The sequence below is a fragment of the Clostridium sp. BL-8 genome (assembly GCF_002006495.1).
Lineage (GTDB): Bacteria > Bacillota > Clostridia > Clostridiales > Clostridiaceae > Clostridium.
This window is the reverse complement of the sequence record NZ_LZZL01000060.1, coordinates 23,700-37,045: the sequence shown is the minus strand read 5'-3', so window position 1 is coordinate 37,045 and position 13,346 is coordinate 23,700. Positions and strand designations below refer to the sequence as shown.

At 30.6% G+C, this 13,346-nt stretch carries 13 protein-coding genes; 7 read left to right on the top strand and 6 right to left on the bottom strand.

Features of this window, described 5'->3' with window-relative positions; translation table 11 throughout:
* Positions 1–82: 82 nt before the first annotated feature.
* The gene (locus CLOBL_RS18810) at positions 83–721 is read right to left on the bottom strand and encodes a hypothetical protein (protein ID WP_077860436.1); all 639 of its coding nucleotides are present in this window, start codon (positions 719–721) and stop codon (positions 83–85) included.
* A gap of 368 nt (positions 722–1,089) precedes the next feature.
* Here CLOBL_RS18810 and CLOBL_RS18805 point away from each other — a divergent pair, with 368 nt between their 5' ends.
* From CLOBL_RS18805 to CLOBL_RS18795, 3 genes are all read left to right on the top strand, one after another.
* Entirely contained in the window at positions 1,090–1,455 is a 366-nt protein-coding gene (locus tag CLOBL_RS18805; RefSeq protein WP_009170986.1) for a DUF2089 domain-containing protein, read from the top strand.
* A 23-nt stretch (positions 1,456–1,478) separates the two neighbouring features.
* Positions 1,479–1,850, top strand: a complete 372-nt coding sequence (locus tag CLOBL_RS18800) for a hypothetical protein (protein ID WP_077860435.1) — start codon at positions 1,479–1,481, stop codon at positions 1,848–1,850.
* A 79-nt stretch (positions 1,851–1,929) separates the two neighbouring features.
* Positions 1,930–2,193, top strand: coding sequence for a hypothetical protein (locus CLOBL_RS18795; RefSeq protein WP_077860434.1), 264 nt, complete (start codon positions 1,930–1,932; stop codon positions 2,191–2,193).
* A 202-nt stretch (positions 2,194–2,395) separates the two neighbouring features.
* Here the strand turns inward: CLOBL_RS18795 and CLOBL_RS18790 are convergent, their stop codons facing one another.
* The 4 genes from CLOBL_RS18790 to CLOBL_RS28140 form a co-directional block, all read right to left on the bottom strand.
* Complete coding sequence (locus CLOBL_RS18790; protein WP_009170984.1) at positions 2,396–2,569, bottom strand: 4Fe-4S binding protein; 174 nt, start codon at positions 2,567–2,569, stop codon at positions 2,396–2,398.
* A 244-nt stretch (positions 2,570–2,813) separates the two neighbouring features.
* Positions 2,814–3,974: a flagellin lysine-N-methylase gene (gene fliB, locus CLOBL_RS18785; RefSeq protein WP_077860433.1), complete on the bottom strand. Its 1,161-nt coding sequence runs from the start codon at positions 3,972–3,974 to the stop codon at positions 2,814–2,816.
* A gap of 65 nt (positions 3,975–4,039) precedes the next feature.
* On the bottom strand, positions 4,040–5,779 hold the full coding sequence (locus CLOBL_RS18780; protein ID WP_077860432.1) for an ATP-binding cassette domain-containing protein: 1,740 nt from the start codon (positions 5,777–5,779) through the stop codon (positions 4,040–4,042).
* Between the two features lie 133 nt (positions 5,780–5,912).
* The gene (locus CLOBL_RS28140; RefSeq protein ID WP_009170981.1) at positions 5,913–6,050 is read right to left on the bottom strand and encodes a hypothetical protein; all 138 of its coding nucleotides are present in this window, start codon (positions 6,048–6,050) and stop codon (positions 5,913–5,915) included.
* Between the two features lie 300 nt (positions 6,051–6,350).
* On the opposite strand from CLOBL_RS28140, the gene CLOBL_RS18775 reads away from it, so the two are divergent.
* Positions 6,351–7,367 carry a pirin family protein gene (locus tag CLOBL_RS18775; protein WP_179117794.1) on the top strand — a complete coding sequence of 339 codons (1,017 nt, stop codon included), beginning with the start codon at positions 6,351–6,353 and terminating at the stop codon, positions 7,365–7,367.
* A 132-nt stretch (positions 7,368–7,499) separates the two neighbouring features.
* Here the strand turns inward: CLOBL_RS18775 and CLOBL_RS18770 are convergent, their stop codons facing one another.
* Positions 7,500–8,072: a Uma2 family endonuclease gene (locus CLOBL_RS18770; protein WP_077860429.1), complete on the bottom strand. Its 573-nt coding sequence runs from the start codon at positions 8,070–8,072 to the stop codon at positions 7,500–7,502.
* A gap of 350 nt (positions 8,073–8,422) precedes the next feature.
* Here CLOBL_RS18770 and CLOBL_RS18765 point away from each other — a divergent pair, with 350 nt between their 5' ends.
* The 3 genes from CLOBL_RS18765 to CLOBL_RS18755 all read left to right on the top strand — a co-directional run bounded on the left by CLOBL_RS18765 (position 8,423) and on the right by CLOBL_RS18755 (position 13,266).
* Positions 8,423–11,584 carry an efflux RND transporter permease subunit gene (locus CLOBL_RS18765; protein ID WP_077860428.1) on the top strand — a complete coding sequence of 1,054 codons (3,162 nt, stop codon included), beginning with the start codon at positions 8,423–8,425 and terminating at the stop codon, positions 11,582–11,584.
* On the top strand, positions 11,574–12,830 hold the full coding sequence (locus CLOBL_RS18760) for an efflux RND transporter periplasmic adaptor subunit (protein WP_077860427.1): 1,257 nt from the start codon (positions 11,574–11,576) through the stop codon (positions 12,828–12,830). Before CLOBL_RS18765 ends, CLOBL_RS18760 begins: the two co-directional genes overlap by 11 nt.
* Positions 12,831–12,927: 97 nt before the next feature.
* A complete protein-coding gene (locus CLOBL_RS18755; protein ID WP_077860426.1) occupies positions 12,928–13,266 on the top strand; it encodes a DUF2500 domain-containing protein in 339 nt (112 codons plus the stop codon).
* Positions 13,267–13,346: the final 80 nt, after the last annotated feature.

Sequence of the window (13,346 nt, the reverse complement as noted above, 5' to 3'; positions counted from 1 at the left end):
GTTTGAAATTCAATGTAAAAAAGGTCATCTAGAGATTATTCTAGATGGCTTTTTTATAAAATGAACTTATCCAGTATTTATTTTACGAGCATTCATGTCCTGGTATCTTATTATTAAGGTAAGTCTTGCCTTCTAATGGCTTAAAGCCAGAGATTTTCACCTCAGTTATAGAAGGAAAGGTGAAGTTAAGCGTATAATCCTTTCCGTAAAAAGCAGCCGACTTTCCATCTGCTATAAAAACTGCTGTATTTGTAAGGAAAATAACCTTTCTATTTTCAGTTTGCCTATCTACTTCATAAACAGTAAAATCAAAAGACGTATTAGTTACATTAGAAATTACAACCTCACAATAACTTTTTAAATTTAAGATATTATCGTCTAAGCATCTCTCATCCCAATAAGTTCCTTCATATAATTTAACTTTACGATTTACTTTAGGTATTTTTTGAGAGGCATTATTTTTATCTTTTGCTACTTGTTCATTTGAACTTGTTTCAGTAGACGGTATAGAATTTGTATTTGCCGATATTTCTTTTTTTTCATCAACACTATTTTTTTCATTAGTAGCCTCCATTTGAGTATTAGTATTTTTTGATCTATCTTCTAAAGTTTGATTTTCATTAGTAGTTTGCATAGTTGAAGGTACTTTTTTATTACTATTACAACCAACTAAAATGAAGATCAAACTTAAACATAATGCCAAAGCTAAATTCTTTCTCATAATTTAAACCCCTTTAATTTTAAGATAATAATATTATTATAATAATATTATAGTATAATTACCTATTTTATCCACAAATTACATGTAAGGTATTTAAATCAGCACTAAATGAATTTATTAGGAGACCTATTTTATATGTATTAAGTAAATAGAGTTTGAAAAGATAAAATATTCTATATTTAAAATAAATAAAAATGATATTGCCGATAAAGAGATAAAATTAATTTTCAAGAATCTACATTAAGATAATTAATATAATAATTGAAAATTTTTAAATATAACTATATAATAATTAAAATATTTAATATTAATATTGATTAATTTAAACGACGGTATTATAATTGAAATATAGTAAAGGAGAGGGCAATATGAGTTATAAAGTAATTAGCAAATGTCCAATATGTAGTGCAAAATTGAAGATAGCGAAACTTAAATGCAGTAAATGTGGAACTGTCATAGAGAATGACTTTGAATTTTCTAAGTTTGAGTATTTAGAAGAAGAACAACTTAATTTTATGGAAGTCTTTTTAAAGTGCAGAGGTAATATTAAGGATGTTGAAAAGGAACTCGGTATTTCATATCCGACAGTAAGAGCTAAATTAGATGAAGTTGTTTCTTCTCTTGGTTATACTGTTATAAAAAAACCTACAGTGGGCAATAAGGAAATAATTGACATGCTAGAAAAAGGTGAAATATCACCTGATCAGGCTGTGAATATGATTAAAGAAAATTAAAATTTGAAAGGATGGATTATATAATGAAAGAAGAAGTTAAAAGGATTTTAAAAATGGTTGAAGAGGGGAAAATTGATATAGATAAGGCTACAGAGCTTATTGAAGCTATTAATAAACCTGTTAATATACAGCAGCCATCTGTATCAGAAAATATAAATAAGATGCTAAAAGTTAGGGTATTATCTGCAACAAATGATACTGTAAATGTGAATGTACCAGTTAAAATTTTAAAGGCTATAGGGAATGCAGTTAATTCAGTAAAAATACCAGGTATTTCAGATCAAGAGGGAATAGATATAAAAATGATTATGGAAGCTATTGATTCAGGATTAGAAGGAAAAATTGTAGATGTAAAAAGCAGCAATGGAGATATAGTTGAAGTTACTATAGAATAAAGTTTTGTTAAGTTGGCGGTTAAAAAAGAAATAAATCTACCTAACGCGTCATATATCTTAAATACAAGGAGTGATACGGTTGAAGATATATTTAAAACTTAACAACAGAAGGAGATTTATAATACCTGCTCCAATTGGACTGGTAAAATTCATTCTCAGCTTTGGTGATTTCGGAGCATCGATTGCTAAAAAGCATATTAATGAAGAGCAGAAGATGTACATTGATTGTATAGACTTTAAAGAATTAAGAAAAAGCCTTGATGCATTGAAAGAATACAAGGGGTTAAAATTAGTAGAAGTAAGAGCTGATAATGGTGGAACAGAAGTAACAATAATTATTTAATTGTTATTAATAGGCATATAAAAACTTCCACACGTGATTTGTATAATTTAAATTTACCATAAGGAATATATAAGTCTTAAAGTTACTAGTAGGCAGTTCATTACTGTCTATTGTTTTATTAATGATTTTTTAGAAGGTTAAATATAAACAAAACTGAGACTTTTCCTTGGAATAGTCTCAGTTTGATCATTTTAATGATAAATTATTCAGCTGAAATAGCACCAAAACCACACGAATTTAGGCAAGTCCCACAATCTACGCAAACACTAGCATCAATTGTGTAGCTTCCACCTTGCATACTTATGCAAGATGTAGGACAATCACTTTTACAAGCTCCACATGCTTGACATTCATCAGCATTTATAACATAAGCCATAGTTAGCACCTCCTTAACAATTACTCTTCAAAAATCAAAGTAATTAATATAAATAATATGTTTTCATTCTTATAAAAATTAATAAAAAAGAGGTACATAATGAATAATTTTCATTATGTACCTCTTCGTACTTTATCTTTTTATTATATGCTTGTAAGACTTATATGTCAATTAAGTATGTCTCATTTTCTCTAGCAACCGAGTGATAGAAAAACTTCTCTTTCGGCGAGTTATATGAATAATTTTAATTCATTATTAAAATAAGTAATTGTTTTAAATCAAATATTTCATTTTTATTGAACATTTCTTCAAGATCATAAAGGGTTTCTTCCGAATTTTCTACTTCCTTAGAATACATATGTGTTATATCTATTTGATCATTTATATCAAAGTTATAGTTATTATCAATCCAACGCACCACATTTAACTCTTTAATAATAAGATAGCTCATGGCAGCTAGTGTAACTTTAGAGTATAATTCTTCATCAAAAATAGCTTTCATAAAATATTGGAATATAAAATATACCATTAAATGCTCATATTCATAGGTTTTATTTTTGTAATATTTATTAAAACCGTCATATTGTTTTTCATAAAAAGTAATATCAGCTTTTTTATGAAAACAGTTAATAGCGTGTTCTAGTATTTTAGGCCAGTTATCATTAATAGGATTAAGGTTTTTATACACATTCATACATTTAAACATATTATTATACTTATCAGCTTGTTTTGTTTTATACTTATCAAATTCATTAATAAGCTTTTTTTGAAAATCTTCCTTAGAATATTTATTTATTATATCGGCAATTTCTGATAGCTCATTTTCATTTATTTTTTCTTGAATATCATGAGCAAAATTAAGTACTAATGCAATTCTATGATTTAAAGCTATAGAACGATTTTGTAGTATATCTATAGCCATTTTCTGAGCTGGCATTAGCTGCATAGAAATATCAAAATTTATATCATCATATGTATTTTCTATTTCATCATCCTCTGAAACTTCAAAAGTAAATGTTTTAGAATCTTGAAGAATTAATCTTGCAGCCTCAGGACAAGATAAAGAAATTCCTATTTCACGTATATCACTATATTCCTCTATGAACCTTGGATAGGTCTTGCAGGTATAGCAAAGACAATCTTCTCCAAGTTCAGTATAGATATCACAAAGATTATTTTTATTTAAAAATGGACAATTACCATTTTGCAATATAAAACCAGGCTCTCCATCTTCATATAATGTCAAGTTAGATTTTAATCTTTCACCAAATTCACCAGATACATCGTTATACTTCTTATAGGTTTCATCATCAATTATAATTTCCCATCCAGCACAACAAGTATCAGTACATTTTGAAGCAGAGCATTTAAAATCTTTATAGTAATTGGGTATTATTGTTTTCATGTAAATTACCTCTTATGTTTATTAATTAAGGCATATGTAAAGAGAAAATATGCTGATGCCTGCATTTAAAGCAATTTAATCAGTGACTCTAACTCTTCACATAACGTTTTTGCACGTTCAAAATCAGTATTTCTAAGGGAGATGGCTATTTTCATTTCCAAATCTCTTTTCTTTTGTTCAATTTCTAAGTAGTCCTTATCAAAATACTTCTCATAAATCATCTTTCTAAATTTTCGCATATTCATTCTTCTAATTGTTTTATCTTCTATGAGTAAAACATAGTCTACGCAGTTTATTATAGAATAGTAATCATGAGATATCATTAAAATAGCACCATTATAATTTTGGATGGCAGTTTCAAGTGCCAATTGGGAATAGGTATCTAAATGGCTTATTGGTTCATCTAGAAGCAGAATATTTGCATTGCTTGCAGAAATCTTAGCTAATTGAAGCAGATTTTTTTCCCCGCCAGATAAAGCTTCTATTTTTTGGTTTACGCTTTCTTCATCAAAATCATAGTTTGAAATATATGTTTCTACATCTTCGTAAGTTTCAAAGCCTGCATTTAGGAATTCTTCAAGTATTGTATTAGACTCATTTAGTATTTCATCTTGCTTTTGTGATAAATATGCTATTTCAATATCAGGATTTATTTCGATAGCTGGATGATTATTTTTAAAGATATCTCTAAGCAGAGTAGTTTTCCCAGCACCATTTAAGCCAACAATAGCTACTTTATCAGTAGATTTTATTTCAAAGTTAACATTTTCTAAAAGGGTATCTTCAAAGCTGGCGCTGTAATCAGTAACTTTTAAAGCAATGGTTTCTTCAATTGGATTTTTAGTAAGTAACCTTATATAAGGTTGTTTAATTTCTACAAATGGTGTTTTGATTCTGCGAGCTTCTAATCTTTCTAGAAATTTCATTTTCCCTTTTAGATATCTTCCAGCAGCAGTTTCGCCTGTAACTTCCGCTCTATCTCTTAGTCTTTTGATTATACGTTCATTTCTCTCAATTTCTTCATCATCGGAAGCAGCCAGTTCTTGAAGTTCAATTTTAGTTTGAAGTAAAGAGAAGTTATATTCAATATAGCTTCCATCAAACTCTTGGAGCTCCATATTTTCAAGATGAATAATTTTATTAAAACAATGATTTAATAGATATCTATTATGAGTGATGACAAGCATCATTCCTTTGTGAGAATTAATTAGATTTCTAAGAGAATTAAGGTTTTCAAAATCTAAAAACACATCAGGTTCATCCATAATCATTAAGCTAGGCTCATTAAGCATTTCCTTAATTACTTGAATAAGCTTAAACTCTCCACCACTAAGTTCAGATAATTTTAAATCTTTAAGGGAGCTTAAGTTTGCAAGATTTAATTTCTTACTTAAGTTGCTTTCAAAATCATCACCGCCTATTGCATCAAGTGAGTCTAAAGCTTCTTGGTATTTTAGGAGTAAAGCATCAATGTCAGAAGCTGTTTCCATTAAGCTACAGATAGAAGTTATTTCATTTTGTAGTTTAATATAATTTTCACATAGATATTCGAAAACTGTAGTTTCCTTTGTATTATCAAGTTCATAGAATTGACTCACATATCCGATTCTGCAGTTTGTGTCTATCTCTAAAGTGCCATCGAACATGTATTTTTCATGGTCAATAATAATATCTATAAGTGTACTTTTTCCACTACCACTAGCACCTATAAAGGCACAATGCTGATCATCTTCTAAAGTAAACGAAATATTATGATAGAGATCTTTATTTGGAAATGAGTAGGATAAGTTATTTATTTTTATCATGGTATTACCTCGCTTTATCTCATTAGGTATTTCTTAAAGAACAATGACTGAACTTACTATTAATAAGCTCAGTCATTGTTACTTACTTGCAAGTAGAGTCCTATGCACATGAAATTGTTTTTGTGGTTGTGCCTTATTGAGTTGTTCTTCCACTATGCAACAGCATTCTGCCTATAACTTTTTTTGGTTTTTCATTATTTTTAGTGTTATTTCCTTTTTGTTTCTTTTCTTCTATTAATTTTTTCATCATTTCTATATTTTTGTTATTCATATATTCCTCCAATTTTAAATTACTTTAATAAAAGCAGCAAGTTAGTATTATGTTGCGCTAAAATAAAATTCACAATCATTTAGATTGTATCTTATGCAATTTTACACTTGATTGTATCATAAATTGAGAAGTTAATCTATTATGAATATTCTAGATGCTTCTAAAACAATATACAAGTAAGAAAAGTTATGCTAAAATTAAATTATCAGATAATAATTATCAATTAATAATTGTTTTGCTTGTTAATTTAGATAAATTTAATGGATTAAGTACAAGCAATACTTATTCAAGGAGGTAAAAATGATGAAAAATAATATAATTAGAATAAATAAATTAAGTTCTCAATGGGGGACAAGTGACCCTTTTCTATTTTTGGCACATCATAAGGATGCTTATCCAAAAGGGAATAATGAAATGGGACCAGATGCATCTCTAGCAGGCAGAATTATTGGCAATGATTTTAGGGGAGTAGATGGTTGGAATATGTATCATGGAGATGTTATTCCAGGATTTCCACAGCATCCACATAGAGGTTTTGAAACAGTTACAATAGTGCTAAATGGATATGTTGATCATGCAGATTCGGCAGGTGCTACAGGCAGATATGGAGCTGGCGATGTACAGTGGCTTACTGCAGGCAAAGGCTGCAATCATACAGAAATGTTTCCTTTAGTTAATACAGAAAAAGATAATCCCCTTGAACTATTTCAAATTTGGATGAATCTGCCTAAAAAAGATAAGTTTGTAGAACCACATTATAAAATGCTTTGGGCAGAAGATATACCAGTAATACAGTCTAAAGACGGTAATGGAAAAACAAGTACAATAAGACTGATTTTCGGTTCTTATAATGGTATTAAGAGCTTGGATTCTTCGCCTAATTCATGGGCTGGTAAAAAGGATAATCATGTACGAATCTGTCTTATCCGCATGGAACCTGAAGCTAGTATAGAGCTTCCTAAAGTATCTTCTACCTTAAACAGAACTGTTTATTTCTATGAAGGAGATAAAATAAATATTCAGGGAACAAGTATTGAGAATTATCATAGTGTAAAACTTGCAGGAGATGAAATAATAGAAATAAAAAATGGTTCAAAGGAAAGCTGCCTTCTGCTCTTAGAGGGAGAACCAATTGGTGAACCAGTCGTAAGCTATGGACCTTTTGTAATGAACTCTGATAAAGAAATTAGGGATGCTTTTGCTGATTATAGAAGCACTGGCTTTGGAGGGTGGCCATGGGATCGCGATGATTTTGTTCATCCAAGAGAAAAAGGAAGATTTGCAAAGTACCCTGATGGTAAAATAGAATATAGATAATATTTTAAAAAATAGGGCTGTCGCACAAAGAACAAAAACTGCAATATCCTGAATTAAAGTTTTAATTCCTGATACAACATATTGCAGTTGATTCTCCTAAGGCGACAGTCCCTTTTTAACTAAGATAAGTACTTATACTTCAATAGAATTAAAATCTATTTCAAGAGTATCATAAATATTTACTTTAACTTTATCAGTAAATGTGTAAGTTATTGGAGCATCATATCCATTTTCAGTTAAGATATAAACTAATATATTTTTTCTCATAGGGTTCACAATCCAATATTCTTTAACTTTAAATTGTTCATATAGATTTAATTTTCTTATATAGTCATTTCTAGGATTAAAATTCGATACAACCTCAACAATCATATCTGGTGAACCAGTACAGCCTTTATCAGTTAATTTATTTTTGTCACATATAACGGATATATCTGGTTGTACTATATTTTTACTATTAATTAATTCTTCATCATCATTTTTTAATATCACGTCAAATGGAGCAACGTATACTTTGGAGGGACCATTATTAGATTCAATATATTGTCTTACTTTAAAAAGTATTTCAGTTATTATTTCTTGGTGTATTCTGCTTGGTGCAGGACTCATATTAATTATTTCTCCATCTATAATCTCTATTCTCTCATTTTCATCATAAGACAAATAATCTTTATAGGTATAAGTTTTAATTGGATCTATTAACATTATACAGCCTCCTTCACTCATATTATTGAATTAGTATACATTTATTTAAACTAAAATAATACAATTCTTCTAACTAAAATAATATCATTAAAAAATACTTTTGTAATCATTTTGTAGATAAAACGGTGCTAAAAATGTCATATTCATCTTTTGAAATATTTCATATTTTAAGAAGAAAACTATTCTAATTAGGGTACAGTTAGCATACATGTAAGAAGTGGTTTTATTTAGACTTAACTATTTTTGTGTTAAGTGATGGAAAATTATTTATAGTTTTACAAATAATGATATACTAAAAATGAGTGAGATAATGAGTAAAAATTTAGTAACATGGAATAAGGGGGAACGAAATGAGTATAACTGAGATATCGGTGAAAAGACCAGCTGCCATGTGGATGGCGGTAATTTTATTCATTGGACTTGGCGTTATGGGATATAAAAGCATGGGAGCAGATTTAATGCCTTCTATGAATATTCCTGTCATATCAATAATGACAACATATAATGGCGCCAGTGCAGAAGATATTAAAAAAGATGTTGTAAAACCCATTGAAGATTCGGTATCAGGAATAAGTGGTGTTGACGTTCTTAATTCTACTTCAGGGGAAGGATCTGGTACTGTTACAATAACTTTTAAGATGAGCGCAGATATAAACACCGCATATTTAGATGTTCAAAAAGCTGTTGAACTTGCTTCAGCAAAACTTCCTAAAGAAGCAGATAAACCTATTTTGTTTAAAATGGATATGAATGCAATACCTATTATGATAGTTTCAGTAAATGGTGATGCTAGTTATGAAGAACTTTATAATCAATCTGATATTTTAAAACAAAGGTTAGAAAAAATTCCTGGAGTTGGAAATATTTCATTGCTTGGTGCAGATAAGAAGCAATTGATGATAAAAATTGATAAAGCGACTATGGAGTATTATGGAGTTAATGTGGATACTTTAATGGGAACCTTGCAAGCGTCAAATGTTAATATACCATCTGGGGATATTAAACAAGACAACCTAGATCAATCTGTTAGAATTATTGGTCAATTTAATTCCGTTGATGATGCACGAAATCTATTAATACCTGCCGGTAATGGAGTAAATATTCGTCTTGGTGACATTGCAAAAATTGATTTAGAAGTTCCGGATGCTACAGTGTTAACAAGGTTTAATAGTAATAAGACTATGGCGATGATCATTGGAAAGCAGAGTGATTCAAATGTAGTAGAAGTAGCTAACTCTGTAAAAAAAGAATTAGCCGATATAAACAAGACACTTCCAAAGGGAACAGAAGTAAATATTCTAATGGATACTACTACTTTTATTAATTCTTCACTTACTCAAATAAAACATAATCTTATAGAAGGAATTATAACTACTGCAATTGTACTTTATTTATTCTTCCGTAGTTTCCGTTCCTCTTTAGTAGTCTTAATTGCAATTCCAACATCACTGGTTGCTACGTTTTTTATGATGTATCAGATGCACTTTACTTTAAACATGCTGTCTTTAATGGGGTTATCTCTTGTTGTAGGTACTCTGGTGGACGATTCTATAGTTGTTATAGAAAATATACAGCGGCATATGGATATGGGAAAAAATCCTATAGATGCAGCAATTGAGGGACGTAGGGAAGTAGGTATGGCAGCAATAGCTATAAGTTTATGCGATGTTGTTGTATTTGCTCCAATTTCACTTGTGTCAGGTTTAGTTGGGCAGATGTTTAAGGAATTTGGACTTACAATAGTTGCAGCTACTATGTTTTCACTAATTGTATCATTTACAATTACTCCAATGCTTTCGTCAAGGCTATTAACAAATAGAAATAATAAGGAGAAGAAAGAAAAGAATAATTTTTTAAGCAGGATAAGTTTTAAAGTTAATAGAATAGGTTCTAAAATTAGTAAGAGGAGCTCTAAAAGCAAATGGACTTTTGAAAGACTAGTAGAGGCATATAAAAAGGCTCTCATATGGTCTTTAGATAACAGGAAAAAAGTTTTAGCTATAGTTATTGCAGGGGTTGTTTTTAGTGTGGCGCTTATTCCACTTGGAGTGCTAAAGTCAGAGTTTATACCTATGGCTGATCAGAGTTCATTTACCATTAATCTGAAGCTTGCACCAGGATCTACCTTAAAACAAACAGATGAGAAAGTTTCGGAGGTAGAAAAATACTTACAGAAAACAAAAGAGGTGAAAAATTATTTTTCGTTGATTGGGCATGATGGACAAGAAAGTGCAGATAAATCTATTGCTCAGATTTATGTTAACTTAATTCCTAAGGGTGAACGTAAAAAGAGCCAAAGTGAACTTGCAAGTGAGATTCGTGTCTTTGGTAAAAATATGTCTGGAGTAGATTTTAATGTATCAGAGTCTTCTTCATCTGGTGGTAGTAGTAAGCCTGTATCAATTAAAATAAAAGGTGATGATTCAGATACTATAAGAGGATTATCAGATGAAGTTGAAAAATTACTAAACACAGTTCCTGGAGTCACTGATATAAGTAACTCTTCAAGTTCAAGAAGCAGTGAACTCAGGGTAAATATAGACAGCCTTGCAGCTACTCAGTACAATATTTCTACTACTAATATAGGCAGTGTTGTTAGAATGGCACTCGCAGGAACTAATGTGGGAGTGTACAGATCAAATAATGAGGAAAACGATATAACCCTTAAGTTTGAAAATGGTCAAATAAAGAGTGCTGAGGATCTTAAATCCTTGAAAGTTACAAATTCATTAGGACAGCAAATTCCACTTAGTCAAGTTGCTTCTATTCAAAATATAGATAGCGATCCTTCTATATCTAGAGAAGATAAGCAGGATATGGTTACTGTTGAAGCAAATCTTCAAGGTAGAGTACTTGGGGAAGTTACAAATGATATTAATGCTAAACTAAAAGCTCTTTCAGTTCCTGATGGATACAGTATAAGCTTCGGAGGGAATCAAAAAGATATGGCAGAGAGTTTTTCTTCTCTTGGACTTGCTTTATGTGCATCCTTAGCTCTTGTTTATATGATTTTAGTAGTGCTTTATGAATCATTTTTAACTCCATTTATAAGAATGATGGCTCTGCCTTGTGCTATCATAGGAGCTTTTGGGTTATTGGCTCTAACTGGGCAGACACTAAACTTAATGTCAATTATTGGATTAATTATGTTAGAAGGACTAGCATCAAAAAATGGTACATTACTTATAGATTATACCAATACTCTTATGAAGAGAGGGATGAATTTAAGAGATGCTCTTATAGAATCAGGTGCTACTAGGTTAAGGCCAATAATAATGACAAGTTCAACAATGATTGTTTCCATGTTGCCAGTTGCTTTATCTATGGGTGAAGGAACTGAAATGAAAAAGAGTATGGCTATAGTAATCATTGGAGGGATGGTTGCTTCAACAATCCTTTCACCAATTGTATTACCAATTATTTATACACTAATGGATGATTTAAAAGGAGTAGTATCTTTTAAAAAGAAGAAAAATCAAAACCTAGAGGGGGGCAGCACCTATGAAGTTTAAGGGTTTAAAGAAAAATAAAAAGCTTTTAATAATAGGCATAGTTTTAGTGATTGTTGTGATCATAATCATTTCTGTCATTGCTAAAAAGAAACCTGTAGAAGTAATGCAAGAGGTTAAAAATGTGAAAGCGGAAAAAATAACAACTGGAACAATTTCTACAAGTGTAGAATATGCAAGTAACTTAAAACCTGAAAAGGAGGTGGTGGTTTTACCGAAAACAGGAGGGAGAGTTGCGACTGTAGATGTAAATGTTGGAGACAAAGTTAGTGTAGGTCAGACATTATTTACATTGGATACTACAGATTATACAGCACAACTTGAGCAGGCACAGGCTGGAGTTAGTGTAGCTAGTGCTAATTTAGAAAAAACCAGCGACTCAGGGTTTACGCAGCAATTATTGCAAGCGGAGCAGCTAGTAGGAAAGTTGCAAATTCAATATAATACTGCAAAAGACAGTTATGACAGAACACAAGCTTTGTATTCAGCACAAGCAGCATCTAAAAAGGACTTGGATGACGCAAAATCCCAATTTGATTCTACAACCATAGATTTAAAAAACGCGCAGGATAGTTTAGAACTATTAAAGAGTAAGTCAGGGCCTGAGGCTACAAAGGCAGCAGAAGCATCAGTGGAACAAGCCCAGGCAGGAGTTGATATTATACAAAATCAAATAAATAATTCTACCATTACAGCACCAATAGCTGGAGTTGTATCAGAAAAAGCTGTAGAAGTAGGGCAGCTTGCTAGCACCCAATCAGGTTCTGTTACTGTTATAGATGATAGTAGTTTAAATGCAGAAATAAATATTCCTGACAAAATGCTTGAGAGAATACAAGTAGGATTATCTGTACCGGTTACTATAAATGCATTACCAGATGCAAAAATAGTTGGCGTGATAGATAATATCAGCCCAAATACAAGTTCTAAAAACAATTTCTATGTGGTAAAGGTTAAAATTGATAATTCTAATAATGATATAAAAGCAGGTATGTTTGCGAAAATATCTTTACCAGCTGAAAAGAAGGACAATATCTTAATGGTTCCTAATGAAACAATTAAGATGGAGAACGGTGTAAATTATCTTTATACAGTTGATAATGGTCAGGTTAAAAAGATATCGGTTGAAACTGGAATTTCAGATGATAAATTTACAGAAGTAACAGGTGAAGTGCAAGAAGGTTTTGATGTCATTACTGAAGGACAAAATTTATTAAGTGATGGGGAAAAAGTAAATTTGGTACAATAAATTAGTGGTTTGTAAAACAACTTCACTATAATATTTTATCTGAAGATATGCCTTGAAAGCTAATTATAATCGGACTTTAAATTAGGAGGATTAATCTATGGCTGACTTTCAAATGATTTTTTTTGTTTTTTTAGCTTTTATAGTTTTTCTAAGTATAAGCAGATATATTAAAAATGAGAATTCGCCAATCATATCTACAAAAGCGCAGCTTGTTAAGAAGAAAAGAGATATGCATACAAATACAGATAGTAATGGAGTAATGACAACCAATGAAACCTTGATTTTAAAATTTGAATTAGACACTGGAAGTGAAATGGAGTTTATAGTTGGAGGACGTGTCTTTAGGAATATGCCGGAATGTGAGTGGGGAACATTAACTTTTCAAGGGACACGCTTTCTTAAATTTGATTCAGCAAATGGAGTAGTTGAAAGATAGTATTATATAAGGAACATTAGTATATCATGCAGCTAGGGATAATAACAGCGTCTGTGTCATCAGTGGCAAAGTAAATTGTA

What these genes read in the sequence shown, in the direction of transcription:
- CLOBL_RS18810 (WP_077860436.1), bottom strand. Translation starts at nt 721, where the DNA reads ATGAGAAAGAATTTAGCTTTGGCATTATGTTTAAGTTTGATCTTCATT.
- CLOBL_RS18805 (WP_009170986.1), top strand. Translation starts at nt 1,090, where the DNA reads ATGAGTTATAAAGTAATTAGCAAATGTCCAATATGTAGTGCAAAATTG.
- CLOBL_RS18800 (WP_077860435.1), top strand. Translation starts at nt 1,479, where the DNA reads ATGAAAGAAGAAGTTAAAAGGATTTTAAAAATGGTTGAAGAGGGGAAA.
- CLOBL_RS18790 (WP_009170984.1), bottom strand. Translation starts at nt 2,569, where the DNA reads ATGGCTTATGTTATAAATGCTGATGAATGTCAAGCATGTGGAGCTTGT.
- fliB (WP_077860433.1), bottom strand. Translation starts at nt 3,974, where the DNA reads ATGAAAACAATAATACCCAATTACTATAAAGATTTTAAATGCTCTGCT.
- CLOBL_RS18780 (WP_077860432.1), bottom strand. Translation starts at nt 5,779, where the DNA reads ATGATAAAAATAAATAACTTATCCTACTCATTTCCAAATAAAGATCTC.
- CLOBL_RS28140 (WP_009170981.1), bottom strand. Translation starts at nt 6,050, where the DNA reads ATGAATAACAAAAATATAGAAATGATGAAAAAATTAATAGAAGAAAAG.
- CLOBL_RS18775 (WP_179117794.1), top strand. Translation starts at nt 6,351, where the DNA reads ATGATGAAAAATAATATAATTAGAATAAATAAATTAAGTTCTCAATGG.
- CLOBL_RS18770 (WP_077860429.1), bottom strand. Translation starts at nt 8,072, where the DNA reads ATGTTAATAGATCCAATTAAAACTTATACCTATAAAGATTATTTGTCT.
- CLOBL_RS18765 (WP_077860428.1), top strand. Translation starts at nt 8,423, where the DNA reads ATGAGTATAACTGAGATATCGGTGAAAAGACCAGCTGCCATGTGGATG.
- CLOBL_RS18760 (WP_077860427.1), top strand. Translation starts at nt 11,574, where the DNA reads ATGAAGTTTAAGGGTTTAAAGAAAAATAAAAAGCTTTTAATAATAGGC.
- CLOBL_RS18755 (WP_077860426.1), top strand. Translation starts at nt 12,928, where the DNA reads ATGGCTGACTTTCAAATGATTTTTTTTGTTTTTTTAGCTTTTATAGTT.